At 57.6% G+C, this 24,764-nt stretch carries 23 protein-coding genes and 1 tRNA gene; 6 read left to right on the forward strand and 18 right to left on the reverse strand.

Annotation, left to right across the window (positions count from 1 at the left end; translation table 11 throughout):
• Positions 1-13: 13 nt before the first annotated feature.
• From C0039_RS09800 to C0039_RS09855, 12 genes are all read right to left on the reverse strand, one after another.
• Positions 14-1,315 carry a hypothetical protein gene (locus tag C0039_RS09800; RefSeq protein WP_133125974.1) on the reverse strand — a complete coding sequence of 434 codons (1,302 nt, stop codon included), beginning with the start codon at positions 1,313-1,315 and terminating at the stop codon, positions 14-16.
• A 307-nt stretch (positions 1,316-1,622) separates the two neighbouring features.
• Positions 1,623-1,979 (reverse strand): PilZ domain-containing protein, encoded by a 357-nt coding sequence (locus tag C0039_RS09805; RefSeq protein ID WP_076001282.1) that lies wholly within the window; start codon positions 1,977-1,979, stop codon positions 1,623-1,625.
• Positions 1,980-1,984: 5 nt separating this feature from the next.
• On the reverse strand, positions 1,985-2,989 hold the full coding sequence (gene holB, locus C0039_RS09810; protein ID WP_076001281.1) for a DNA polymerase III subunit delta': 1,005 nt from the start codon (positions 2,987-2,989) through the stop codon (positions 1,985-1,987).
• On the reverse strand, positions 2,986-3,633 hold the full coding sequence (gene tmk / locus C0039_RS09815; RefSeq protein ID WP_076001280.1) for a dTMP kinase: 648 nt from the start codon (positions 3,631-3,633) through the stop codon (positions 2,986-2,988). The genes holB and tmk overlap by 4 nt, the downstream gene beginning before the upstream one ends.
• Before the next feature lie 8 nt (positions 3,634-3,641).
• Positions 3,642-4,673, reverse strand: coding sequence for an endolytic transglycosylase MltG (mltG, locus tag C0039_RS09820; RefSeq protein ID WP_076001279.1), 1,032 nt, complete (start codon positions 4,671-4,673; stop codon positions 3,642-3,644).
• Positions 4,667-5,503: an aminodeoxychorismate lyase gene (pabC, locus tag C0039_RS09825; protein WP_165787089.1), complete on the reverse strand. Its 837-nt coding sequence runs from the start codon at positions 5,501-5,503 to the stop codon at positions 4,667-4,669. The genes mltG and pabC overlap by 7 nt, the downstream gene beginning before the upstream one ends.
• Positions 5,504-5,511: 8 nt before the next feature.
• Positions 5,512-6,753: a beta-ketoacyl-ACP synthase II gene (gene fabF / locus C0039_RS09830; RefSeq protein ID WP_076001278.1), complete on the reverse strand. Its 1,242-nt coding sequence runs from the start codon at positions 6,751-6,753 to the stop codon at positions 5,512-5,514.
• Positions 6,754-6,847: 94 nt separating this feature from the next.
• Complete coding sequence (gene acpP / locus C0039_RS09835) at positions 6,848-7,084, reverse strand: acyl carrier protein (RefSeq protein ID WP_076001277.1); 237 nt, start codon at positions 7,082-7,084, stop codon at positions 6,848-6,850.
• A gap of 143 nt (positions 7,085-7,227) precedes the next feature.
• Positions 7,228-7,971 (reverse strand): 3-oxoacyl-ACP reductase FabG, encoded by a 744-nt coding sequence (gene fabG / locus C0039_RS09840; RefSeq protein WP_101517970.1) that lies wholly within the window; start codon positions 7,969-7,971, stop codon positions 7,228-7,230.
• A gap of 25 nt (positions 7,972-7,996) precedes the next feature.
• The gene (gene fabD, locus C0039_RS09845; protein WP_076001275.1) at positions 7,997-8,932 is read right to left on the reverse strand and encodes an ACP S-malonyltransferase; all 936 of its coding nucleotides are present in this window, start codon (positions 8,930-8,932) and stop codon (positions 7,997-7,999) included.
• Between the two features lie 238 nt (positions 8,933-9,170).
• Entirely contained in the window at positions 9,171-9,353 is a 183-nt protein-coding gene (gene rpmF / locus C0039_RS09850) for a 50S ribosomal protein L32 (protein WP_076001274.1), read from the reverse strand.
• 14 nt (positions 9,354-9,367) lie between these two features.
• Positions 9,368-9,895 carry a YceD family protein gene (locus tag C0039_RS09855; protein ID WP_076001273.1) on the reverse strand — a complete coding sequence of 176 codons (528 nt, stop codon included), beginning with the start codon at positions 9,893-9,895 and terminating at the stop codon, positions 9,368-9,370.
• A gap of 97 nt (positions 9,896-9,992) precedes the next feature.
• On the opposite strand from C0039_RS09855, the gene C0039_RS09860 reads away from it, so the two are divergent.
• Positions 9,993-10,571 carry a Maf family protein gene (locus tag C0039_RS09860; protein ID WP_101517971.1) on the forward strand — a complete coding sequence of 193 codons (579 nt, stop codon included), beginning with the start codon at positions 9,993-9,995 and terminating at the stop codon, positions 10,569-10,571.
• A gap of 37 nt (positions 10,572-10,608) precedes the next feature.
• On the opposite strand, the gene C0039_RS09865 is transcribed toward C0039_RS09860, so the two are convergent.
• The gene (locus C0039_RS09865; RefSeq protein ID WP_101517972.1) at positions 10,609-11,262 is read right to left on the reverse strand and encodes an HAD-IA family hydrolase; all 654 of its coding nucleotides are present in this window, start codon (positions 11,260-11,262) and stop codon (positions 10,609-10,611) included.
• The gene (rluC, locus tag C0039_RS09870) at positions 11,263-12,213 is read right to left on the reverse strand and encodes a 23S rRNA pseudouridine(955/2504/2580) synthase RluC (RefSeq protein ID WP_076001270.1); all 951 of its coding nucleotides are present in this window, start codon (positions 12,211-12,213) and stop codon (positions 11,263-11,265) included.
• A 543-nt stretch (positions 12,214-12,756) separates the two neighbouring features.
• Here rluC and rne point away from each other — a divergent pair.
• Both rne and C0039_RS09880 read left to right on the forward strand, forming a co-directional pair.
• Positions 12,757-15,516, forward strand: coding sequence for a ribonuclease E (rne, locus tag C0039_RS09875; protein ID WP_076001269.1), 2,760 nt, complete (start codon positions 12,757-12,759; stop codon positions 15,514-15,516).
• Between the two features lie 113 nt (positions 15,517-15,629).
• A tRNA-Ser gene (locus C0039_RS09880) sits at positions 15,630-15,719 on the forward strand.
• A 56-nt stretch (positions 15,720-15,775) separates the two neighbouring features.
• On the opposite strand, the gene C0039_RS09885 is transcribed toward C0039_RS09880, so the two are convergent.
• Both C0039_RS09885 and C0039_RS09890 read right to left on the reverse strand, forming a co-directional pair.
• Positions 15,776-17,116, reverse strand: coding sequence for an NTP/NDP exchange transporter (locus C0039_RS09885; protein WP_232334795.1), 1,341 nt, complete (start codon positions 17,114-17,116; stop codon positions 15,776-15,778).
• A complete protein-coding gene (locus C0039_RS09890; RefSeq protein ID WP_133125975.1) occupies positions 17,116-17,382 on the reverse strand; it encodes an aldo-keto reductase family protein in 267 nt (88 codons plus the stop codon). Before C0039_RS09890 ends, C0039_RS09885 begins: the two co-directional genes overlap by 1 nt.
• Positions 17,383-17,677: 295 nt before the next feature.
• Here C0039_RS09890 and C0039_RS09895 point away from each other — a divergent pair, with 295 nt between their 5' ends.
• Positions 17,678-18,091 carry a hypothetical protein gene (locus tag C0039_RS09895; RefSeq protein ID WP_076001267.1) on the forward strand — a complete coding sequence of 138 codons (414 nt, stop codon included), beginning with the start codon at positions 17,678-17,680 and terminating at the stop codon, positions 18,089-18,091.
• A 6-nt stretch (positions 18,092-18,097) separates the two neighbouring features.
• Here the strand turns inward: C0039_RS09895 and C0039_RS09900 are convergent, their stop codons facing one another.
• The gene (locus C0039_RS09900; protein ID WP_232334794.1) at positions 18,098-19,954 is read right to left on the reverse strand and encodes a beta-ketoacyl synthase; all 1,857 of its coding nucleotides are present in this window, start codon (positions 19,952-19,954) and stop codon (positions 18,098-18,100) included.
• A 106-nt stretch (positions 19,955-20,060) separates the two neighbouring features.
• Here C0039_RS09900 and C0039_RS09905 point away from each other — a divergent pair, with 106 nt between their 5' ends.
• A complete protein-coding gene (locus C0039_RS09905; RefSeq protein ID WP_076001265.1) occupies positions 20,061-21,044 on the forward strand; it encodes a GlxA family transcriptional regulator in 984 nt (327 codons plus the stop codon).
• A 78-nt stretch (positions 21,045-21,122) separates the two neighbouring features.
• A complete protein-coding gene (gene ribB / locus C0039_RS09910) occupies positions 21,123-22,235 on the forward strand; it encodes a 3,4-dihydroxy-2-butanone-4-phosphate synthase (protein WP_076001264.1) in 1,113 nt (370 codons plus the stop codon).
• Between the two features lie 61 nt (positions 22,236-22,296).
• On the opposite strand, the gene C0039_RS09915 is transcribed toward ribB, so the two are convergent.
• Positions 22,297-24,729 (reverse strand): penicillin acylase family protein, encoded by a 2,433-nt coding sequence (locus tag C0039_RS09915; protein ID WP_232335006.1) that lies wholly within the window; start codon positions 24,727-24,729, stop codon positions 22,297-22,299.
• Between the last annotated feature and the right edge of the window lie 35 nt (positions 24,730-24,764).

A 24,764-nucleotide genomic window follows, 5' to 3' on the forward strand; every position in this document is an offset into this window, starting at 1 on the left:
CCGGTTCAACCGCTCAACCGCACGGTATTGCCAGCAATAAAACCAGCGGGCTATCGGGCTCTGCAGGCTTGAGATCAAGGACGCTATTCAGGGGTAGAAAAGCCGCCTGCTCCGCCCCCAACTGCAGGTCGCCAACACTGAGGTCGCCCCTCACGACCATGATCAGTCCGTAGCTCTCTGATAGTCGCAATTCCTCGCTGCAACCTGCCTCGATGAAAAACCGACGAACCTCGAAATCTGGAAAGTCCACGATCCTCTCCACCGTGACGCCGTGACTGGCTGGCAATTCATCAAAGGGGGTCTCGTGAGGGGGCAAAAGGCGCATTCTGGCGACCGCTGCCGCCGTATCCCAGTGCCCCTGGGTAAGCACCTCCTGGGCAAAGGACAAAATCCGCCGCTCGTACACGGGCGTCTGAAACTCTATTGTGCGTACGCCATGCTGCAGTGAGTGCGGCATCAGCAAGGGGACCACCACTACATCACCAACGCGCAGGTCACGTGTCCGCGTAAACGCATCCATCCGGGTGCGCAGTTTATGCTCCCGCTGGCGAAGCTCCGGGTCTGGCGCTGTCTCTGTCGACAGCGCATCGATCTCCCTGCGCACAGCCTCGTATTGCTGCACAGCTGAAAGATAGTCCTGACGAAATGCCTCCTCGCTGCGGGCTTGCGCAATCTTCGCCGGATCAAAGCCAAAGCGGATGCCGCCAATACCGCTGGGCCATGCGCTCTCATCCACGTGCGTCACCACATAGACCTCGCGCTTCTCCTCATGCAATTCAAAATAGAGGTCGCCGCGAACCTCCTCAGGAAAAGGGTCGAGGATCTTCAATAGAATCAGTGGCGTGCCTGGCTTTCCCGCAGCAGCCTCCGGCATGACCGCCTGTACCCAGGGAACCGGGGCCCCGAACTGACCGTCGGTAAAACAGCAGACACCGCGCTCCTCCACGCCGGTAAACCATATTTCCTGCCCCCAGGGTTTATCGATATTCACCGGCTGCAACAGCAGAGGCTGGCCTGGTTTGAAGAAAGCCAAATGATGCGTTTGAGCCCATTGCTCTACTTGCGCGGCGGCGCACGCCTGTTCGACCTCCAAAGCACGGTCTGTCACCGCGGCGTATACACTGCCGTTGAGATCGCAGTGATAGATAGCCGTCAAAGACTGCTTCACTGTGACCTGCAGCCACCAGGAATCCAATTCGAAGTCGACTAACAGAATCCTGCCCCGTGGGCGAGCAGAGAGCCATTGGCCAAAGGCGGCAAGGGGCTCCCCGGCGCCATGATCCAGGAAGTCCACCTGCGCGGATGCAGGGCTCAAAGTCGCATTCTCACGCAGAAGGAAACTGTTTTGGAATTAAAATTGATATCGATATTCCCAAATATGATAAAAACGACTCAATGGAATGTGGAAAATTACCGAATTTGAGCGATACTTAGCTTGTGACTGCCTATCCCCTAGTTTAGTCGGGTGGTCGCGGGGGCATACCCAATGCTCTCGAAGGGAAGCAATTCCCTTATGTTTCACTCCTAATGGTCTTGGTGGGCCCCTTTCGGGGCCCATTTTTTTAGCCAAAAACAATAAATAACAATACCTTACGAGCGCTATCTAAATACCGGGACAAGTGTTACATGGTATGGGTAGGCCGATCAGAGCTCAATGATCCCGCCAGGTGATTCTCTATTTTTGCGTTAGCCGCCGCATCCTGCTCGCTGAACTGCACGCCTATTCCGGCAGTGCGGTTACCCTGTGCGCCCTTGGGTGTGACCCATACCACTTTACCGGCGATTGGGATTTTTTCTGGCTCATCCATGAGGGTGAGCAGCATAAAAACCTCATCCCCCAGCGAATAGGCCTTATTCGTGGGCACAAACAGGCCACCGTTTTGCAAAAAAGGCATATAGGCGGAATAGAGAACCGCCTTGTCCTTGATGGTCAATGAAAGAATACCGTTGCGGCTGTTTTGTCCGCCCTGCTGGCTCATGTTGTCTATCTCCCAGATCCGCTTTCGATACTAACACCAGCCCCTTCATCACCCAATATCGAATGCAATTTTTCCAGTAAAACCTCAGTCATCAGCTGGCGGTTGGGGTTGGCTCCGCCCCGCAAGGCGCGTTGCACGTCGGTCACGGCATCGAGCAAGCCAAACAGGGCCTGTCCGCGCGCACTGGTAAGCATTGCCCGGCTGGCTCCGCGGAGCACAGCCCGCACGGCCGCAGCGATCTGGTCCAGCACTTCCGCGGCTGGAGCATCCGCCAGCATGCCTGATGCCTCAAACACATCCAGCTTGCCCGCTACCAGGCCACGGCAGGCGACGCGCAGCGCGATCAATTGCTCGGCATCGCTACGCCCACACATCGCTTCCGCCAACAGGGGCATACCTTCCGCCAGTTCCAGCAGACGCGCGCTCTCCTCACGGTCTCCCGTCGCCTTGTCCAGCCACTCCAGGGAAACTGCCAGCTCCGGCCCGGGGAGTCGAACAATCTGGCAGCGAGAGCGTATGGTTGCGGGCACACTGTGCAACTGGTCGCAGACCAGCAGCAGGAATGTTCCCGGCGACGGCTCCTCCAGGGACTTGAGCAGCGCGTTTGCCGCATTGGCATTCATCGCGTCGGCCGGCGCTAACACCATCACCTTGCGAGCGCCGAAGCTGGAGGTGCGGGTGGCGAAGCCTACAGCATCGCGCACCTGGTCAATTTTGATATTACGACTCTTCTCCTCGGGCTGCAGCCAACGCCAATCACCGTGACTGCCGCTGGCGCTCAGTTCACACGCATGGCACTCTCCGCAATTAAGGCCGCCACTGGGGGCCTTGCAAAGCAACAGCCGGGACAATGCCAGCGCCAGGCGCGCCTTGCCACAGTGAGACGGGCCGGCGAGCATCAGCGCATGCGGCAGTGTGGCGTCCTGTAACTGCCTGTTGAAGCGGGACCAGACTGACGCATGCCAGGGTAAAGGAGCACTGATAGCCGGCAGTCCGCTTAACTCCATCATCTCAGGCGCACGCCCCAGCAGGTGGCCAATTCATGGCAGACTTCTTCAAGTTGCTGCTGTACTTCCGTTAAGGGGCATGCGGCATCGATTATGTGGTAACGCCCTCCGCCCTCCTTCGCCAGTTGCAAATAGGTAGCGCGCACTCTCTCAAAAAACCCCAGCTGCTCCTGCTCAAAGCGATCCAGTTCACCACGGTCACCAGCCCGGGATAGCCCCACATCCACGGGGGCGTCCAGCAACAGCGTGTAGTCAGGTCGCAAATCGCCCTGTACCAGGCGCTCCAGGTCGCGAATCATCTCTACGGGTAGCTGTCGCCCGCCGCCCTGATAGGCGTAGGTCGCATCGGTAAACCGATCACACAACACCCAGCACCCGGCTGCCAGAGCTGGCTCTATCACCTGGTTGATGTGCTGGGCCCTGGCGGCGAACATCAACAACAATTCCGCGCTGGCAGCGACCGGTTCCGGCCGGGGGCGCAACAGAACCTCGCGAATGTCCTCACCAAGGGCGGTGCCCCCGGGTTCGCGAGTGACCACCAGGTTTATCCCGCGGTCACGTAACTGCTCCTCGAGAAAGCGCATGTTGGTCGATTTACCAACACCCTCAACTCCCTCGACGGTGATAAACAAGCCTCTTGATTCCATTTTATATCTTATTGATTCCCCGGGGCGGAGCGGTAGTCCTGCCTACGTTGCAGCTGGTATTTACGCACGGCCCGTTCATGCTCGGCAAGGGTTTCGCTGAAGTAATGGCCACCGTCTCCACGCGCCACGAAAAACAGCGTCTTGCCATCTTCAGGTTGCAGTGCAGCATGGATAGCCGCTCTGCCGGGAAGTGCAATCGGCGTGGGTGGAAGCCCGCTATGTCGATAGGTGTTGAACGGGTTGCTTTCATCCCTGAGGTGAACACGGCGCAAGTTACCGTCGAATTCCTCACCCAGGCCATAGATGATTGTCGGGTCCGTCTGCAAACGCATGTTGCGCTGCAACCGGCGCACAAAGACACCGGCGATCTGCCCACGTTCCTGGGGCATGCCTGTCTCACGCTCAACAATGCTGGCCATGATCAGCGCCTCATAGGGAGACTGATACGGCAAATTATCCGCGCGCTGCTGCCACTCCTGCTCCAGCACCTCTGTCATTACAGCGTGTGCGCGCTGCAGAATCTGCCAATCCGATGCGCCGCGCTCGAATTGATAGGTATCAGGGAAGAACCAACCCTCTCCGCTGGAAAAAGGAGCGACCAGCTGCCTGATGCGAGCATCTTCTGGCCCAGAAAGTTCATGCTCCAGAGCGCCCTCCTCACTGAGGATCATTATCGCCCGCGCCAGAGTAATCCCCTCTGGCAGGGTCACCTGGTATCGAATTACGTTTCCGCTGGTCAACAGGTCCAGCAACGTAACAGGCGTTGTGCCCGGTTTGAGCAAATACTCTCCGCGTTTTATCTGCTGGTCTGCGCCGGTCTGCCTGGCATATGCGCGCAATAGCCAGTCGTCAGCATAAATGCCCTCCTGGCGCAAACGTCCGGCAACACTGCGCAGGCTCTCGCCGGGGCCAATACTGAGCCGGTAACCGTCCTGCGGGATATTCAAGGGGAGCTGCCAGCGGTTTTGTAGCTCGGTATAAGCAAAGAACGCCAGGCCGATCACCGCTAGCAGTAACAGAAGAAAAAGCTTTTTCAGCACGCCACCGCTTCTCGATAGCCTGCGTGCAACGCGGAGCAAACGGGGTGGTCCTGCCAATGCTGCTCACCCAGCCTGGAAACCGGTTGCAGACCACGGATGGCATTGCAGCAGAACAACTCGGCGGCCTGCTCCAGTTGCGCGGCGTGAACATCGCGTTGCACCACTTCGATATTCAGCGCTGGTGCCAGTTGTTCTATCACCAGGCGCCTGCGCGTGCCGGCAATACCCACATACTCCAGTGACGGCGTAAGCAGGCGTCCATCCTCGACCAGGAACAGGTTTGCAGCGGACACTGAGCATACCAGCCCTCTCGCATCGAGCATCACCACCTCATCGACGCCCAGTGCGCGCGCTTCATTTGCCGCCAGCACTTGTTCCAGCCGGTTCAGGTGCTTGATACCGGCCAGGCGCGGCTGGATGGACCAGGCGACCTCTGCCCAACCCAGGGTTATGGGGGCCGATAGTTCATCACGATCCTGTTGCAATGGTGCCGAGGTAATAATGGTTCGCGGGACAACCCGCTCGGGGGGAGCATAACCTCGTGGGCCCGCACCCCGGGTGACGGTCAGTCTGAGTGCGGCCCAGGGCGTGCCGATCAGCTGTTTACAGGCACTTGCCAGATGATCGCGTGCCCGTGGCAGGCAATCGGGAAAGGCGAGCGCCTCGATACCGTGTTGCAGGCGCTGCAGGTGATAGTCGAGTAAAACCGGCTGACCCTGTCTCACCAACAAGGTTTCGAAAAGGCCGTCCCCAAAATCCAGCCCACGATCCGGGATAGGCAATGCAGTCGCCGGCTCACCGTCTACCCAGATCGCCGGGGAAGGCCTCACCACCAAACTCAGTTAGCTTTGCTGAACAACAGGGAACCGTTGGTGCCACCGAAACCGAAAGAGTTTGAAAGCACACTGTGAATCTCACGCTCTTGCGCCGTATGGGGCACATAATTCAAATTTGCGCCCTCATCAGGGTTGTCCAGGTTGATGGTAGGCGGGCAAACCTGATCTCGAATAGCCAGCACAGAGAAGATGGCTTCAACAGCGCCGGCGGCCCCCAGGAGATGGCCGATCATGGATTTGGTAGAGCTCACCGCTACCTGCCCGGCGGCATTCCCGAGTACCGCTTCGACAGCGCGACTCTCGGCGACATCACCAGCGGGCGTGGACGTACCATGAGCGTTGATATAATTTATTTTATCGAGCGGGACACCGGCGTCACGAATAGCGTTGGCCATTGAGGCAGCAGCCCCGCGGCCATCTTCTGGCGGCAACGTCATGTGATAGGCGTCACCGCTCATTCCGAAGCCTGTCAGTTCGGCATAAATATTCGCGCCGCGCGCCTTGGCTGACTCGTACTCTTCCAGCATGATAACGCCGGCGCCATCGCCGAGAACGAAGCCATCGCGGTCTTTATCCCACGGCCTTGAGGCAGCTGCCGGGTCATCATTGCGAGTGGACAACGCTCTGGCCGCAGCAAAACCACCGAGGCCAACGGGTGTGGTGGCCATTTCCGCACCACCCACCAGCATGGCGTCTGCATCACCCTGAGCGATAAGACGCGCGCCCAGTCCGATATTATGTGTTCCTGTGGTACAGGCGGTCACTACGGCGAGGTTGGGGCCCTGCATGTTGAAACGCACAGACAGGTTGCCGGAAATCATGTTGATAATTGACCCTGGCACAAAGAACGGCGAAATTCTGCGTGGCCCTGAGGTATTAACAATCGTCGTGTTTTTCTCAATCTGCCCGATGCCGCCTATCCCGGAACCGATGGCACAGCCAATACGCGAGGCGTTGGCATCGTTAACCTCGTAGCCGCTGTCTTCCAGGGCCTGAATACCAGCGGCCATTCCGTACTGGACAAATGTGTCCATTTTCCGTGCATCTTTAGCCGCAATATAAGGGGAGATATCGAAATCGCGCACGCTGGCGCTGAATTGTGTGCTGTATGCGGATACATCAAACGCCTCGATAGGCGCGGCACCACTCTTGCCAGCGAGAATATTTTGCCAGGTCTCAGCGACGGTATGCCCAATGGGACTTACCATGCCCAGCCCGGTGACAGCGACTCTTCTGCCGTTCAACTCAGCACCTCCTCTGCAAATGATTTTTCAGCAACCATAAATAACAAAAGCCGCTCTATAAAAAATAGAAACGGCTTCAGTGGGGGTTGGTGACTTAAGCGAGGTTTTCGTTAATGTAGTCGATCGCCAGCTTCACGGTGGTGATCTTCTCGGCTTCCTCGTCCGGAATTTCAGTTTCGAATTCTTCTTCCAGCGCCATCACCAGCTCCACCGTATCCAGGGAGTCAGCTCCCAGGTCCTCTACAAAAGAGGCCTCGGTCTGCACTTCGTCTTCTTTCACGCCAAGTTGTTCTGCGACGATTTTCTTAACGCGTTCTTCAATGCTGCTCATGATTATTTATTACTCCTGAATTTAGTGCTTTGTCAAACCTTGGAAGACGGCCTGAACGCGCATTTTACTCTGTTTTTTGCTCGAGTAATAAATTTTTTTTCGCGCGCTCTTCCGTTGATTAGAACTCTTTTTATTTCAGCGGCTTAAGCCATATACATGCCGCCATTTATATGCAGAGTCTCGCCCGTGATATAGCCCGCGGCCTCACTGCACAAAAATCCCACTACAGCGGCAATTTCCTCTGGCGCACCCAGTCGACCCAGAGGGATCTGGCCAAGCATCAGTGCGCGTTGCTCATCAGACAACTCTCGCGTCATATCTGTATCGATAAAACCCGGGGCGACGCAGTTGACCGTAACCGAGCGTGAACCCAGTTCCCTGGCAAGCGCACGGGAAAACCCTTCCGCACCGGCCTTGGTCGCGGCGTAATTACTCTGACCGATATTGCCCATGGAGCCGACGACGGAAGTAATATTAACAATTCGCCCCCAGCGTGCCTTGGTCATGCCGCGCAAGCAGGCCTTGCTTACCCGGTAGAGCGCGCTGAGATTGGTTTCGATTACATCACTCCACTCGTCACCTTTCATACGCATGAGGATATTGTCCCGGGTGATGCCAGCATTATTCACCAGTACCAACGGTGCACCAAACTCTGTTGAGACAGACTTCACAACGCTGGTCACGCTGTCTTCGTCCGCTACATCCAGCTTCATGCCGCAACCCTGATTACCCGCAGCTTGCAGATAATCAGAAATGCTCTGGGCACCACCCTCACTCGTCGCGGTGCCGATAACGGTATAGCCATCCGTCGCCAGTTGTTCAGCGATGGCCCGGCCAATACCGCGGCTGGCACCAGTTACCAGTGCTACCTTTTTTTCTTCACTCATGCGGTTTCTCCATTACAGGTTTGTGTCAGGCGAGTTCTTTCAGGGCGGCCGCCAGTACTTCGGGCTCTTCCAGGGAATAGCTTACAAGCGCTTTGTCGATACGCCGATTAAGGCCACTGAGCACCTTGCCGGGGCCACACTCAACAATATCCTTAATCCCATTATCAATAATGGCCCTGACGCAACCGGTCCACTGAACAGGACTGTATATCTGCTTCACCAGCAGGTCGCGAATCTTATCCGGGTCTGTCTCTGTGGTGGCATTGACGTTGTGCACCACGGGTATCGCAGGAACACTGATTTCAATCGTTGCCATCGCCTCGGCGAGGCGGTCACCCGCCGGCCGCATCAATTGCGTATGGAAAGGCGCACTGACCGGCAGCGGCATGGCGCGTTTCGCACCCGCCTCCTTCAATGCGGCGATCGCTGACTCCACCGAAGCGGTGTATCCGGCAATCACTACCTGCCCGGGGGAATTGAAATTTACAGCAGCGACCACACCCTCGGTCGCCGCGCAGATTTCGTTGATTCGATCGTCATCCAGACCGATAATAGCGGCCATGGCGCCCTCACCGACCGGCACCGCAGTTTGCATGAACTGGCCACGCTGTCGCACCAGGCTGACCGCATCTGCAAAGGCCAGTGCCCCCGCACAAACCAATGCGGAAAACTCACCGAGGCTATGCCCTGCCATTAACGCCGGTGCGGCACCGCCCTGCTCCTGCCATGCGCGCCAAAGCGCCACTGAAGAGCTCAGCAACACCGGCTGCGTTGTCTCGGTAAGGTTAAGCGCATCCTGTTCGCCGTGCTGGATCAGCTCCCACATATCGTAGCCCAGAACCGCGGATGCCTCAGCAAAAGTGTCGCGCACTGAACTGTATTCGGCGTGAGCTGCAGCCAGCATGCCCACTTTCTGGGAGCCCTGCCCGGGAAAGACAAAAGCGGTAGGTTTTTCAGACATGGTGTTTTCCTGATTTAGTGAAGATACCGGGAGTGTAGACATCGAGTCGAGCAACAGATACACCCGCGCGCGGGCAAAGAGCCAGCATGCCTGGGCCCGAAAGGGCGTAGGTCTGGTGCCTGGAATATTGGGGAGACAAGAATGTTGACAGCGCTCCGAACGGAAGCGCTGCCAGGGTTGCGTAGACCTGCGTCTTCGCTTTTAAGCCATGCGTTACGAGTGAACGCAAAAGGTGTACTTAGTCGTCAGCGCCGGTATCGACGACTTTCTTGCCGCGGTAAAACCCGTCTGCACTGATATGGTGCCGACGATGAGTTTCACCGGATGTCTGGTCTACTGAGAGAGTGGAACCGGACAGCGCATCGTGTGAGCGACGCATTCCGCGACGAGAGCGGGTTTTCTTACTTTTTTGAACAGCCATGACGAACTCCTGATTTAAGTATCCTGTTTCAACTGTGCCAGTACGTCGAAGGGGTTAGGCTTTTTATCGCCCTTCTCCTGTTCAGGAGCCGGCTCGGCATATTCGGACAGTATCTGTAAACAATCTTCTGTGTCGTGGTAACTGAATGCGGGCAGAGCAAGCATCAGCTCCTCCTCGACCAGTTCCCACAAATTATAGCCCTCCCCTGTCACAATCAACGGTTCCAGGTGCCGGGGAAGGTGCCTGGCCTGCTCGTCTGTCCAGACGATAGCCAGGGTATTTTCACCCGCCAGGTGCAGAGGCATGGACTGCAGACAGCGCTGGCACTCTACAGAGACGTCGGCCTCGAATTTGAGTGCAATCACCGCCCGGTCTTCCTCGTCCCGGGAAAACGCCAGGTAGGCATCAATCGCCCCACTTTCATCGGCCAGTAAGGCCTGAAAACGGGGCAGTTTTACGGCGCCCAGCGTGCCGCTGACGTTCGCACCTCGCGCTGCCGCCTTGCGGACGTCCAGCGTGTTGGGAAGGGGCTCAGTCAACATAGGCGCGCATCATAGTGACGCAACCCCCCTTTGTCAAAAAAAATTCTATAAAATACAAGTAGTTCACCCACTTATTAACAGGCTTGAGGGATCGTACATGGAACTCATTCTCGCGTCCTCCTCACCGTATCGCAGAATACTGCTGTCACGGCTACAAATACCCTTTCGCTGCGATGCACCTGCGACCGATGAATCCCCTGTACCCGGAGAGCAGCCGCAGGCACTGGCGCTGCGATTGGCCAGGTCAAAAGCCCACGCAGTAGCAGAGCGCAATGCCGGGGCACTGGTGCTTGGCAGCGACCAGGTAGCCAGTATCGACGGCAGCCTGATCGGCAAACCCGGCAACCACGCGGCAGCAGCGTCGCAGTTGCAAGCCAGCTCAGGAAGGTCGGTGGACTTTTATACGGCGGTCGCGCTGGTCGGGGTGAACTGCGATTACAGCCTGGTTGAAAAATTCACCGTACATTTTCGCAAGCTGAGCGCCAGGGAAATAGACATTTACCTCCACAAGGAAACGCCCTATGACTGCGCCGGCAGCTTCAAATGCGAAGGACTGGGTGTTGCCCTGTTTTCCCGACTTGAAGGAGATGACCCGACGGCGCTGGAGGGCCTACCCCTGATCGCCACGTGCCGGCTGCTGCGCCAGGCAGGGTTCGACGTGCTTGGGGACGCATAGGCCTGATGCCATGCTTTCACGGGCAAGCCAAACTCTGTCAATATTTGGCCAGGAACGGGAGGTCCAATAGCTCGGGCAAGGTATCGACAATGGCGAGCGGGCCATGAGCCCGCAGTCTCCCCGGGCTGTGCACCCCGAAAGTAACGCCCGCGGAAGCAACCCCGGCGTTGGTCGCCATTTCCAGATCATACTCCGTATCACCCACCATCAGCGCTCGATGAGCGGCTATGTCCCGCTCTTTGAGGATCTCCTCTATCATCAGCGGGTGCGGCTTGGAGCGGGTTTCGTCCGCGCAGCGCGTGGTGTGGAAAAAATCACTCAACCCAAACAGCGCAAGAATACGATTCAGGCCGCGCCTGCTTTTTCCAGTAGCAACTGCCAGCTCGAGTCCCCGGCCCTTGATGGCGTGCAGGGTCTCAACCGCGCCGGGAAACAGCCTCGGCGGGGCGTCTTCGGCTGCAATATAATGGCGTGAGTAGGCCTTCTCGAACTCCTGGCGCAGCCCCTCCGGCGCCTCCGGGAACAACTTCTCAACCCCCTGCGGCAATCCGAGGCCGATAATATCGCGGGCATCTTCATCTGCAGGAATGGCGAAGCCGACCTCACCCGCCGCCTCCTGCAGGGCCTGGACAATGTGCTGCGCCGAATCACACAGGGTGCCATCCCAGTCAAATATAATGATATTTTTCATCTAGTTGCGAAGATTATCTAACACACGTTCTAGATCATTTTCGAGCTTTGCCTGCAAGCCCAGATTACCCGTTTCAGCCAGACTGAAACGCAGTGACCAGGCATGCAGGAACAGGCGCTTCAAACCAATCTGTCGGCACAATGACTCCCCCTTTTCTGAACCGTATTTCACGTCTCCCAACAGAGGAAACCCGGCGTGCTGTGCATGGACGCGGATCTGATGCGTGCGCCCGGTGATCGGCTTGGCTTCGATCAGCGTCGCCCTGGAAAAGCGCTCAACGACAGCGAACTCGGTCACTGATTTCTTTCCATCGCGGGAAACGCGCACCATGCGCTCACCGGATTGCAGTACGTTCTTTTCCAATGGCGCCTCCACCCGCTTTAGCGTTCGCGGCCATTTACCGGCGACCAGCGCCAGATAGCGCTTATCCACCTTGTCCTCACGCAACTGCCTGTGCAATTCACGTAGAGCAGCAGGACGCCTGGCGACAAGAATCAGACCTGAGGTATCCCGGTCCAGTCTGTGCACCAACTCAAGATAGCGATCATCCGGGCGCATTTGCCGCAGGCATTCAATGAGACCGTAGCTGAGACCACTGCCGCCATGGACGGCCAGACCCGAGGGCTTGTCCATGACCAGCAGCGACGCATCTTCATAAACGATGCGTTGTGACAACTGCTCAGCGCGAGAACGCGGGATGGAGGGCGGATCTGAGGCAGCGGGCACTCGCAGTGGGGGAATCCTGACCAGATCGCCTGCCGCCACGCGATAATCCGCCTTCACCCGGCCCTTGTTCACCCGAATCTCGCCCTTGCGCAGCGCCTTGTAGAGCCGGGTACGTGGGACCCCCTTCAGCTCACGGGTAAGGAAGTTGTCCAGTCGCTGGCCAGAGGAATTCTCCTCGACCAGGAGATGGCGGACAGCTGGCTTTGTTTGTTCAGTCTCTGACATAACTCTCGGAATTTGTTTAGTTTTCTTTGGGTAGTCGGTATACTTCGCCGCGTGCTGTAGCTCCCGGGTGGAAATATCCCGAAATAAATGGAGCGCCTGCCTGACGAAGATTGGGCCTGCCAGAGAATAGATGCAAGGTACCGTCAGCTATAACGCCGCACAACGGAAGTCGAAGCATGGGTCTTCACTGCGGATTGAACCCGCCCTAACCCAGCTAATTCGACAGTAATTGAAACCGAGCAGCAATGCCTGCCGGGACACAGAATCAGACAAATAACAGCGTCGTCGTCAGCCCCAGGTGCTGCGACACTACCAAAAAGGGAGATGGAGTACCATTCCCCGGCGCTGATATCACCGCCAGCAAGCGGCAGTGTTATGTAAGAGATTACCTGGGCGCCGGGAGTGGCGTTCAACAAAACGTGCTGTGAACCAGCCGACAGCGCGCGAGGTTGCGCGAAGAATGTTCCTCCCCGCGGGTGTAATAGCCCGCAGCACTGATTCCCTGCCCCGCCAGGCCTGTTGTCACAAGGCTTAGGCAAACTTATGAAAAAAATGCTAATTAACGCAACGCAACCGGAAGAGTTACGCGTCGCGATGGTCGATGGCCAGCGTCTGTACGACCTGGATATCGAGAACCGCACCCGCATCCAGAAAAAGTCCAACGTATATAAAGGCAAGATCACTCGCGTAGAGGCAAGTCTCGAAGCGGCCTTTGTCGACTTCGGCGCTGACCGTCACGGCTTCCTGCCGTTGAAAGAGATATCCCGGGAATACTTCTACCGCAAGGCTGATGGCGAAGGTCGCACAAAAATCAGGGAAGTGGTCAAGGAAGGCACTGAAATCATCGTGCAGGTGGACAAGGAAGAACGCGGCAACAAGGGCGCGGCGCTGACCACGTTTATCTCCCTGGCCGGACGCTACATGGTCTTGATGCCCAACAATCCGCGGGCCGGCGGTATTTCCCGCCGTATCGAGGGTGATGATCGCACTGAGCTGCGCGAGGCGCTCTCCGCCCTGGAAATCCCCAACGGCATGGGCGTGATTATCCGCACTGCGGGCGTGGGGCGCTCCGCTGAAGAATTGCAGTGGGACCTTAATTACCTGCTGCAACTCTGGGAGAAGATTGGCGCAGCCAACGATGAGGTAAAGGCACCTGCCCTGCTCTTCCAGGAAAGTAACGTCATTATCCGCGCCATTCGCGACAACCTGCGTGATGACATAGACCAGGTCCTGATTGATTCTCCTGAAGCGTTCAAACAGGCCGAGGAGTTTGTCGGACTGGTAATGCCGCAGTACAAGAATCGCCTGCGCGTGTACGAAGATGCCATTCCGATGTTCAATCGGTTCCAGATTGAAAGCCAGATTGAAACAGCGTTCCAACGTGAAGTCCGCCTCCCCTCTGGTGGTTCCATTGTTATCGATCCTACCGAGGCCCTGATCTCCATCGATATCAACTCCGCTCGCGCTACCAAGGGCAAAGATATCGAAGACACAGCACTACAGACCAACCTGGAAGCCGCTGACGAAGTCGCCAGGCAGCTCAGACTGCGAGACATGGGCGGCCTCGTGGTAATCGACTTCATTGATATGCTTGCTGCACGCAACCAGCGCGCGGTAGAGAACCGTATGCGGGATGCGCTGGATATCGACCGCGCACGGGTACAGGTCGGACGGATTTCGCGCTTCGGCCTGCTCGAAATGTCCCGTCAGCGATTGCGCCCCTCCCTGGGAGAAACCAGCGCGATTGTATGCCCTCGCTGCACGGGTCAGGGCACCATTCGCGACACTAAATCGCTGGCGCTGTCGATCCTGCGTTTGCTGGAAGAAGAAGCCATCAAGGACCGCACCGCCGAGGTGCGCGGAATTGTGCCGCTGGATGTTGCCGCTTATCTGCTTAACGAGAAACGGACTGCACTGGGAGACATAGAGCGAGACGCGAAGGTCCGGGTACTGGTCGTTCCAAACCCGAACCTCGAAACGCCGCACTTTGAAGTGCAACGACTGCGTGACGATGAAGTTGATGGCACCCATGAGACCAGCTACAAAATTGAAATAGCTGCACCCGATGTGGACTCGATTTCTGACACGCACACAGCGGCCATCCCTCAGCAACAGGCTGCTGTGCAGGGCGTCACCCCGCAACAGGCCCCTGCTCCAGAGGCCACTGCACCCGCAGCCGCCGAGGCTAAGCAGCCACAGCAACGCAATAAGCCGCAAAAGAGTGCGCCCGCGCGGCAACCGGAGCCCGGTCTGATTACACGCCTCTGGGGCTCCCTCTTTGGCACGGCTGAGGCTGCCCAGCCCACACAGACTGCGAAGAAAAAGGAAGCGTCTTCGACAGACGCTAAAAGCCAGGGCCAGGGACAAGGTCAGAAGTCACAGGGGAATCGCAGCCGCAGTCGCAACAACCGCAATCGTCGTGGGCAGGGACAGCAGGCTCGCAATGAGCGTCAGGATAGCAACCGCGCCGAAACGCAAACTCGCACGCAAAACCAGCAGGAGCGCACAACGGAGGACGACCAGCCCAGGAAGCGTGAGCGCAGCAGTGAGGAACAGCGCAAGCAGGGCGGAAGTAACAACCGTAATCGACGTCGCAATGAGCGCGGCGGCCAGCGACGCAAGCAGGAAGTGAGTGCCGAGGCGGCGAACGAAACCCGTCAGGCAGAGACTGATCAACCGCAAAGCGAACGCGATGACCAGCCGCGCAAGCGCCCCTCTGACATGAAGCGCTCGGAAGCACCACGCCGCCGCCGGAATCGCAGCCGCAAGCCCGAACAAGCTGCTGCCACAGTGGAAGCGGCAGGCGTTGACGCGACATCGGCTGACATCAAAGCCGTCGCAAACACCGACAGCGCACCCGAGAAACCTCAGCCGATCGCCGCCCCCGCGGCCGCCAGCCATGAAGCGAAACCTGTGCCCGCAGAGGAAAGCAATGTTGTTGCCGAGGCTGTCAGCAAACCTGCTCAGCCCGACGCGCCTCAGGTAGAAGCGGTTCCCGCGCAGGCAGAGGCGCCGTCGGTTGCACCAGTGAAACACGCTGAAGACAAGGCTGAGCCCGCAGCAGTTGCGACGCCGGCGAAGGCGTCGACCGCAGGCATCAACAAAGAGGGCCGAGCCGTAAACGACCCCAGGGTTGAACCCCGGCCAGTGCAGTCTGTGGAAATCAGCACTCAGCACATACCGTTGTTCGGCGACAGCGTCGCTCCGCCGGCAACGTGCAGTAAGCGGACTGAGCCCCGTGCCAAGAATGATCCCAGGGGACCACTGCCGGGCATCCAGATGGCAGAGGCTGCCTCTAACTAAAAAGCGCTGAAATACAGGCACTTGAGGCCTTTAGCCTCTTGTGCCCTGACTTCAGGGATGTATAATTCCGGCTTCTTCACCGGGCGGTATGGGTGGAGAAAATCAGGTTTTATGGTGGGCTGGCAGAGTGGTCGAATGCGGCGGTCTTGAAAACCGTTGACGGTTTATCCCGTCCCGGGGTTCGAATCCCTGGCCCACCGCCATATAACGCAAAGCCCCGGGCGTGCAGTGTCCCTGCGCCCCCGGGGCTTTGTCGTTTTCACGCTGACGATTGAGCCTCATCCCCTGCAGCAGCGGCCTGTTGCTGGGCAAGCTCCCGTTTCTGAAAGCCGCGCCCCAGAGCAATACCCGTAATCGCCCAGAGCATGGCAATGACGGCGCCCGTTCCGGCGACGGCCGCAAGGCCTAATCCCAGGCCCTGGGTTAACCCGGTAAACGCCCAGGCATTGAGCATGTCACCACCGCGGTAGATCACTATGTCAATGACAGGTTTCGCCTTGAAGCGAGTCTCCCTGTCTACGGCCGTAAACAACATTTCCCTTCCCGGCCGGGAGATCGCATAGTTTCCTGCTCTCCTCACTACCTGTATCGCCAACACAATGGACAGCATCGGCAGAAACATCAGCAGTATCAGTCCAAAACCGATGACTACCGGCACGGATGCCAGCGTGAAGGGCAAGCCGAGTCGACTGGCGATACGGCCCGTGGCGAACGTCGCCACCAACAGGGTAAGCGTGTTCACCACAAGGTCGACACCAGCCCAGATCTGGGTTCGCTCTGCGCGACTGTACTCCGCCATCAGGTTCTTCAACTCGAAATAGACAAAAGACCCGATAGATGTGTAGAGAAAAATGAACAGCCCGATGCCCAGCAGATAGGGAGACTTCAAAAACTCACTGAACCCTGACAGCGGGTTCCCGCCAATGTATTCAAAGTCACTTTTGCCTGCATGCACACCGGTATTGGCCAACTCGCTGGTCTTAAGCCTCTGTACCCAGGCGATCAACGGCAGGGTAACCAGGATCATGCAACTGGCGACTAACAAGAGCGCATCGGTTGATCCTGTGCCTGCGAGCGCCGTTGCCAGCGCCGGGCCGCCCAGCGCGCCCACACTCGCCCCGGCGCCGATAAACCCGAACAGGCGTTTTGCCTGCCCCTGGTTAAAGACATCGGCCATGAAGCTCCAGAATACTGAAATGTGAAACAGGCTGAACACGCTGACCCAAACATAAAACGACTTGTCCAGAAGGGTACGGTCAGTGAAGAACTGGCTGCCCAGGTAAAAGAGTACAAAACTGAGAGCGAAAAAACTGTATACCGCGGGCACCAGGCGAACCACGCGCAGCCGCGACACCGCCGCGCCATAAAGTGACACGGCCACGGCGCTGAAGAAGAAGGTAAATGTCCACAACCAACTCACCTCTGCGTCAGTCCAGTCCGATGCCATGGCATCACGCAGCGGACGCAAGATGTAGTAAGACCCCATTAGTACCAGAACAAGAGAAAATGAGGCCAGGGTTGCTCGCTGCTCCTGCGGGGCAATATCACAGACACGTGCAAGCAGGCGCTGCATGCCGTTTCCGGCTGAATCGGAGGACATCAAACAGGCATCTCGTCGAATATGCGCACCATTTCTTTTCTCCGATCGGCATCGGGGACCGGCCCCTTGTTTGCACCCATATTATCCTGCATAAGATTAACCTTTGACGTTGCGGGGAACTGGCAGGTAACCGCCTGATGCCCGATAATGAATTTCAGATAGCACTGCCCCCAACTCACGCAGCCCGGATCGGCTGCAACCGCGGGCAAAGCCTGCCTCGCAGGCCGCTTGAACAGGGCGTCACGCTGCAAGGGGCGATTGATCATGGTGGCGATACCCCTATCCAACGCCAGCGGTAGCATACGCTTTTCGGCCGCGCGATGTGGTCATCCCGATATAGCGCTCTCTGCCTTCCGCTTTCCAGACCCTGGTATCGCTGGACCCAGTGCAAGCGCCGGGGCGCACAGCTGTAAGGATTGTCGACGGGTGATCACGCTGGTATTCTCAGACGATTTCGCGCAACAGTGTTCCAGCCATAACCAAATGGGTCAAGTCCTGGCTCCGCAAATAGCGACCCGGCGCACTGTTTTAGAGTTTAGTTAACCTGCAAGGTATATCCCCATGACTGCGCCAACGCTAGCCCTGCTTTCTGCAGCTACTTTTTTCCTGGTAGCTCTGCTGCTTGGGGTATGGAAATACTGCCAAATGGTTGCCAGCCCGGACGGGCTGGCTCACCCCTATGTTGATATTGCCCACCGCGCATCCCTGCTTTATTCCTTTGCGGCGGCAATGCTTGCTTACTTCACTGAGGTGAGCCAGTTAGCCAACGGCGTTGAATTAGTTGCAACTGCTTTACTGGTCACCTACTTCGCTTTTGCAATTATTGGCTACATCGGTCACGGCTACAGACGCGACACGGACAACCAGATCCGTGACATCAACACGACTGGCAAAGTTTTTCTCTGGTCGTTGGTGGTCGCTGAGATCGGCGGTTTCCTGGTGATTTTCTATGGCCTGGTCACGGCCCTGCTTTAGAGACCCCTATTCGAAAGGATTTTTTAGCGCGAGGTCGACCTCGAATTTGCCGACGCGAATTTTATCGGCAGTCACTTCGACATCTCCATCAGCCAGAACGCCGTGATCAAAACGGTAAATCGGGGCTATAGTCCCGGCGATCATACCTTCATCATATTCAGTTTGTGCACTCACAACACGCTCGTTAGCCCCCTGCCAGGCTGCCCACTCTTTTTCTGAATAGCGCTTTTGCAGGAGCCGCTGGGCGGCAACCGGGCTCAACAGTGTTGCCGACGCATTGTTGCCGCCAAAGCCCTTGGAATTAATCACCGCATATTCCGCATCAGCGGTGTCAAACTTACGATGTTTAGTGCTGAAGGCAAGCTGACTATGACTTACATCGTCAGCGAGGCCGTCGATAGTATTGATGCCGGGTATCAGACCGTGGTGCCACATACTCAGGGTTGCTGTCACCTGGTCTCCGGAGGCCGCGCCAAGAGAATGGCCAAGATAGCTTTTTAAAGCCACTACCGGCCATTTCTCAATGCCGAACGCCTCGGCTGTGCGGTCGAGAATCTCCGACTCGGTAACCCGGTTTTGGGGAGTGCCTGTACCGTGCGCCTGCACCAGGCCGCCGCGGCGGACCGCCTCCTCACCCAGCATCGCCCGTGCCGCAGCAACGGCTTTGGCCACGGTAATATAGTTGCCTACTCCGGGGCCCGAAATTGATTTTTTGTAACCGTCGGCATTAACGAAAACGTCGGTGGCAGCGCCATACAGGGTGGCGCCCATCTCCATGGCGAGTTCGTCATCAAACAATACAATCATCTGTGCGGACTCAGCGATGGTGAAACCGCAATTCTCGGCAAATGGTCTGCACGCCCTGCGATGGTCTGGTTCCACGCCATCAGCGACGCCATCCAGCGCACGCAAGCCCTTGTCCGTAGCCAGCGCACCCATCGCCGCGTAACCTTCCATTACCTCCGCGTTGATAGGCGCCTCGGCCGCACCTACGAAAGCGACACGTGCTCGCCCCGCACGGATATCGGCAATGCCATTCTTGAGGTTATAGAGAAAGGACGCGCAGGCACCCAGAGTGGCGCCGGTTGAGCCCATGGCGCCGAGTACGTAAGCGTTAATGAAGTCCGCAGGCATTTCCGCCAGGCTCAGTGGACAGTACTTGGAGGTTACACGTTTACCGTTATAGCGCGCCTTGAGCATGCCACCTGCTCCGGCGCTGTCCAACTGGCCCATTGCGCTTCCTGCATAGACGCTTATCTGGTCCGCGGGTACACGGCGCTGTAACTGCTCCCAGTCGATTCCCAGGTTACCTAACGCGTCAGAAGCGGCGCAAACGGTCATCTCCAGGCCGCGCGGATGACTACGCGAGGGATACAGGTCCCCGGGTTCATACCCCGTAGGCAACTGCCCTGCTGCCTTGACCTCAAATTCCCGGTTGGTGGGCAACAGAAACTCCTGGTGGCCCTGGATGTTTACATTGACATGGGTCACCGAGGTGGGCGTGACCTTCCAGCTTGGCGGGATAGCTTCCGGTAGGTGACGTCGCTCAATATCAAAGTTGACCGGATGGCCATTACTCTCGGTAGGGAAACGCTGGTTCCAGAGGACGCTGTCCACGTCAAAATGATTGCTTTCAATCCTCCGAATCAATGTATGGTCGAGAATATATCGCTCATTGTCGGCTGCGGGGTCCAGGCCCATCATGCTCGCCAGCGACGCCAATGTACGCTGCCTGGACTTTTCACCAAGCGCCTCGTAACCCATGCGCGCAAGTGCATGGTGGCCAGAAGCACGACCCGCCCCGTTAATACCTCCGAGGCTGACAATTACTGGTAACCGCTCCCTGCCCATGTATTCACTCATCCTGATAATGTTCAATATTGGGAAACAGTGTACGCGGCTATTGTGAGCTTCATTAGTACGTTTCTGCCATATACTATGCAATATCAGTCAAACGCGAAATCACGTCATGTACCGAATCGCCGCCCTGCTCTACCCCCAGGCCCTGGCCACCAGCATCACGCTGCCGCTGGAGATTCTCCGCGCGGCAGCCCAGATGGCACGAGTCAAAAGCCGCCTCAATCCAGATGTAGAACTACTGCTTGTGGCACCGGATTTACAGCCGGTAGCTGTTTTTGGCGACATCTGTCTGCAACCTGACCTGACGCTCGCATCATTGCCTACCCTGGATCTGCTGATACTGCCGGCCATCTGGCGCAACCCCGAGCCGGTGATTCGTGCTGCCGGCCCCTGGCTGGATCAATTGGCCGCCATTGCCGCAACAGGCACCCGTGTCTGTGCCGTCGGCAGCGGGGCCTGTTTGCTGGCAGAGGCCGGATTGCTGGACGGCCGACCTGCCACCACCCACTGGAATTACCTCGACACCTTTGCTCAACGCTATCCAAATGTGCGCCTGAAACCGCGGCACCTGATTACCCAAAGCGACAATATCTTCTGCGTCGGCAGTGTGAACTCCATCGCCGACCTGATGGTGCACCTGGTAGAGGACTGGTATGGGCACAGTATCGCCAGTACCGTGGAAAACCAGTTTTCTCCGGAAATACGCCGCCCCTTCCGCGCGGCCGCATATCAGACAGGTGGGGAAACCAGCCATCATGATGAACTGGTATTGGAGGCTCAACAGTGGCTGCGAGACAAGCTCGCAGCAAAGCCGACAATCGCGCAACTGGCCGCGTTTCTCGAGGTCAGCCCGCGGACCTTGAATCGCCGGTTTCACCTGGCAACGGGCCAGAGCCCCCGCGCCTGGTTACAGGAACTGCGTGTCAGCCAGGCTAGGGAATTGCTGCGCCACAGCAACCTCACCGTGAGTGAAATAGCCTGGCAGGTCGGCATGAGCGATCTCAGTCATTTTGGCAAACTGTTCCGCCAGCACGTGGGCATGACGCCCGGCGCATACAGGGAAGCCGTTCGTGGCAAGCTTTTCGTGCCTTAGCCCGCTTGAGGAAACAGACCGCCTGTGGCTAAATGGGCGCCCTTTTTTATCACCTCGCCAGCATCCAGGAATCCAATCATGTCACTGTCAAGTGTTCCCGATATTCTCGACGACATTCGCGCCGGCAAGATGGTCATACTCATGGATGACGAGGACAGGGAAAATGAAGGTGATCTCATCATCGCGGCCGAGGCCGTGACGCCTGAGATTATTACGTTTTTCTCCAGCGAGGCCTGCGGCCTGATCTGCATGCCGATCACGGAAGAACGGGCAAGGCAGTTGCAGCTGCCACTGATGGTTCGCGACAACCGCTCGCAGCACGAAACAAACTTCACTGTTTCAATCGACGCCGCCGAACGCAAGGGACCGGGGATCAGTTCTGTACAGCGGGCGCACACCGTCCTCACTGCTGTGGCGGCGAACGCACGGCCCGCAGATATCGCCCAGCCTGGACACATTTTCCCGTTGGTGGCGAAGCCCGGTGGCGTGCTGCGTCGCGCTGGCCATACAGAAGCCGGCGTTGACCTGGCCCGCATGGCAGGGTTCGAACCTGCGGCGCTGATCGTTGAGATCATGAACGAAGACGGCACCATGGCACGCCGACCACAGCTTGAGGTATTCGCCGAGAAGCACGGCCTGCGCATGGGCACCATTGCCGACCTGATCGAGTACCGCTCCCTGCATGAAGCCTCCATCGAATTGCGTAATAGCAAACAGGTGGACACTGACTTCGGGCCCTTTGAACTGCACACGTTTCTAGACCTTATCGACGACACCCTGCACTACGCGCTCACTTGCGGAGACATCAATGAAGATGAGGATGTGCTGGTGCGGGTGCAGGCACAGAACACGCTGCGTGATGTTCTGGGCACACGCATCGAGGGGACCCAGGGATGGTCCTATCGCCGCGCAATGCAGGCCATTGCAGATGAGGGCAAGGGTGTAGTGGTGTTAATTGGTCAGGAGTTGAGCGCTGAGCAGGCACTCGCAGAAGTCATCCAGTTCCCTGAGCCTTCCACGGTGGCCGGTTCGGCAGACAGTGCCGGCCAGCAGAACTACCGGGTAATCGGCACAGGCTCACAAATTCTCAAGCGCCTGGGCGTGGGCAAAATGCGTTTGATGTCGGCGCCAATTCACTTCAATGCGCTTTCGGGCTTCAACCTCGAGGTCACGGACTTCATACAACCCTGAGTGGTACAGGGTCAATGGCAGCGCACAGCAGGGCAAGGCCTGCGTGCGCTGCGCCGCCCGGTCATTCCTCGATAGTTTCCCGGCTGATCTCCTGCGCATCCCGATCCGCCTCACAGAAGGGCATATCAATCCAACCGCCCTCTGCATAGAGCTTCGTGGCATCCGCATAGTAATCAGACGCTGGATCAGTGGACTGCGAGTACGTAAGCATTCCATAGGCATCAGGACATTGACTGTCATCCCAGGTAACCGCCTGCATATAGCTGTTACCGTGGGTGATATTTGAGTAACCCTCGCCATCTACCAGCGAAGAGGTAATCACGCTGAACATCATTGATCCGGAGCCGCCGTGAATACCAATACGTTCGCCATTCTTGTCCACGAACTGCACCTCACCCCAGGGTCTATCCATGGGGATGCCGGCATCAACCAGGCGGTCCACCGCCTCTCCCAGACGCTGGCGAACGATCTCCGCGTTAGCCGCATCCAGGCTGAGCTGCGCCGGCGTGGTCACCGGCATGGTGAGGTCGAACGGCACTGACCAGAGAGTGGGCTCGCTGCGCACTCGCTGCCAGAACTCATAAAACACGTGGCCACCCACGCTTTCCAGCTGGTGCGTGCCATCCCATTCAGACAACACGTCGCAAGCCTGCATCACTTCAGCCGGGTTCGCTGAATACGGTGCCCAGTCATCCGTAGCAGTACAGAGACTAACGACATCGCCCAGCACCAGTTCAGCTGCATGATTGGTTGCCTGGTAAGAGAGCTGACGGATATTGTCGATATTGAAAAGCGCGTCTCCGTAGGCGTCGTTACCGGCAAGCCGATCCTCTGCCATATTGAAGGTATGTCGAGTACGAATGGACTGCTCTACTTCTTCGCGGCCAATAATAGGGGAAAAGCCAGTCAACAGATTGCGCGGATTAGCCAGCCAATAACTGTCGTTGGCGTTGGCGCCGTACTCACGGGTTTCCAGCTTGGGCAGGCTATCGTAGCCGAAAATGCCCTCGGGTGTACCCGGGTCGTTGCCCCATTCGCAGGCGGAATCAGAGCCGTCAAGGGTCAGGTTACCTAGACCCGTCAACTGTTCCTGCAAGAAGCCCCGCACACAATTGCTGTATTGGGCCACCGAGACATTGGGCACCACGGAAATATCGCCATAGAAGGCATCACCGTTGCGGTCGGCGGCAATGGTGTTAACCCAGGGGATACCCAGGTCGGCCAGGGCCGCCTTGAACTCACCCAGGTCCCGCGACTGCCCCATCTTCTGCCATTGCTCCATGCCGCGCAGGTTTTCCAGGTTGGCGTCCCGGTAGGTCAGTATTGTGCCCGCCGCGTTAGGCCAACCGGACAACAGCGGTGACACCGCACCCAGGTCGATGATGGGTCCGAAGTGTGACAGGTAGAACGTGTATTCCACCGTCTCCACGCTGCCGTCTGCAGCCACCTGCTCTGTGCTCACCGTTTGCGCAGTGATGTCGCGCATTTCCCCGTCGTAATCGTACTGCATCGGGTTGTCCGGGTTCAGCGTCAGCTCATAGAAGGTAAACCGTGACCCGGTGCTCACGGTATGCGACCAGGCCACGTTCTCGTTGAACCCGATGAGCGGCAGTGGCACGCCCCCCAGAGCGGCGCCCATCACGTTGTACTCGTCGCCGAGGCTCACCCGAAACACGTAGAACCGCAGCGGGCCCTGCCAGGGGAAGTGCGGGTTGCCGAAGAGGATGCCGGAGCCAGTCTGCGAGGCGTCCGCGCCCACCGCGTAGGCGTTACTGCCGATTTCCCAGCCCTCGGGCAGACCCATCGCGCTGCGCAACTCTGCGGCGTCGTAACCGGCAAACATCGCTTCCAGTTCAGCCGGGGTGGCGGCGGACCGGGCGCTGGCCATGGTCTCTTCAGGCGGTGTCACCGCCGTGCTGAAAGAGGAGAGTGGGTCGGCACTGCCGATCAGAATGGTCTTGTGTAACAGTCGGGTGACATCCATATGGTCAATTTCGCGCACCCACTCCTCGCCACGACATCCCTCATCACCCTCAGCCAGGTTGTCGGCACCGGTTTCATTAAAATGACGGTTCACCCCTGCCGCGTAACCGGTAAAATTGTCCTGTATCGTCTTTGGCAGGCTGTCGAACAGGCGCTGGATACGTTCGTCGTCATTAAACAGCTTGTAAACGAAGTCTCTGTTGAGGTCGCCCTCATCTCCTAGGTAACGGGCAGATTCGCCCTCCGCCCTGACGTATTCGCGCATTACCGTGCAGTAATTGTCACGCGCATAGGCGTAACCCACGCCATAGCCCAGGCTGCCCCAGTCATCGGCCGTCACATGGGGAATTCCATATTCTGTCCAGACAATGTCAGTCTGGTAGGTCAACTCCGGCTCGGGTGGCTCTACGGGAGGCTCCACCGAGCCTGTTCGGTCTGATGAATCGCTACAGGCGATTAGCAGCACGGAGGCCACCACTGCGGCGGACAGGCGAAATTTTTCCGGAAACATCGTTTTCAAGGAGATACCTCTTTTTTTTTCGTTAT

The sequence above is a fragment of the Pseudohalioglobus lutimaris genome, assembly GCF_002866825.1.
GTDB classification, from domain to species: Bacteria; Pseudomonadota; Gammaproteobacteria; order Pseudomonadales; family Halieaceae; genus Halioglobus; species Halioglobus lutimaris.

Bases quoted from the DNA above. Each gene is read 5' to 3' on its own strand.
- C0039_RS09860 (WP_101517971.1), top strand. From the start codon at position 9,993: ATGGAACTCATTCTCGCGTCCTCCTCACCGTATCGCAGAATACTGCTG.
- C0039_RS09865 (WP_101517972.1), bottom strand. From the start codon at position 11,262: ATGAAAAATATCATTATATTTGACTGGGATGGCACCCTGTGTGATTCG.
- rpmF (WP_076001274.1), bottom strand. From the start codon at position 9,353: ATGGCTGTTCAAAAAAGTAAGAAAACCCGCTCTCGTCGCGGAATGCGT.
- C0039_RS09915 (WP_232335006.1), bottom strand. From the start codon at position 24,729: ATGTTTCCGGAAAAATTTCGCCTGTCCGCCGCAGTGGTGGCCTCCGTG.
- C0039_RS09855 (WP_076001273.1), bottom strand. From the start codon at position 9,895: ATGTTGACTGAGCCCCTTCCCAACACGCTGGACGTCCGCAAGGCGGCA.
- acpP (WP_076001277.1), bottom strand. From the start codon at position 7,084: ATGAGCAGCATTGAAGAACGCGTTAAGAAAATCGTCGCAGAACAACTT.
- fabG (WP_101517970.1), bottom strand. From the start codon at position 7,971: ATGAGTGAAGAAAAAAAGGTAGCACTGGTAACTGGTGCCAGCCGCGGT.
- holB (WP_076001281.1), bottom strand. From the start codon at position 2,989: ATGATGGAGTTAAGCGGACTGCCGGCTATCAGTGCTCCTTTACCCTGG.
- C0039_RS09890 (WP_133125975.1), bottom strand. From the start codon at position 17,382: ATGATCAATCGCCCCTTGCAGCGTGACGCCCTGTTCAAGCGGCCTGCG.
- ribB (WP_076001264.1), top strand. From the start codon at position 21,123: ATGTCACTGTCAAGTGTTCCCGATATTCTCGACGACATTCGCGCCGGC.
- C0039_RS09885 (WP_232334795.1), bottom strand. From the start codon at position 17,116: ATGTCCTCCGATTCAGCCGGAAACGGCATGCAGCGCCTGCTTGCACGT.
- C0039_RS09905 (WP_076001265.1), top strand. From the start codon at position 20,061: ATGTACCGAATCGCCGCCCTGCTCTACCCCCAGGCCCTGGCCACCAGC.
- C0039_RS09895 (WP_076001267.1), top strand. From the start codon at position 17,678: ATGACTGCGCCAACGCTAGCCCTGCTTTCTGCAGCTACTTTTTTCCTG.
- rluC (WP_076001270.1), bottom strand. From the start codon at position 12,213: ATGTCAGAGACTGAACAAACAAAGCCAGCTGTCCGCCATCTCCTGGTC.
- fabD (WP_076001275.1), bottom strand. From the start codon at position 8,932: ATGTCTGAAAAACCTACCGCTTTTGTCTTTCCCGGGCAGGGCTCCCAG.
- rne (WP_076001269.1), top strand. From the start codon at position 12,757: ATGAAAAAAATGCTAATTAACGCAACGCAACCGGAAGAGTTACGCGTC.
- C0039_RS09900 (WP_232334794.1), bottom strand. From the start codon at position 19,954: ATGAGTGAATACATGGGCAGGGAGCGGTTACCAGTAATTGTCAGCCTC.
- C0039_RS09805 (WP_076001282.1), bottom strand. From the start codon at position 1,979: ATGAGCCAGCAGGGCGGACAAAACAGCCGCAACGGTATTCTTTCATTG.
- tmk (WP_076001280.1), bottom strand. From the start codon at position 3,633: ATGGAATCAAGAGGCTTGTTTATCACCGTCGAGGGAGTTGAGGGTGTT.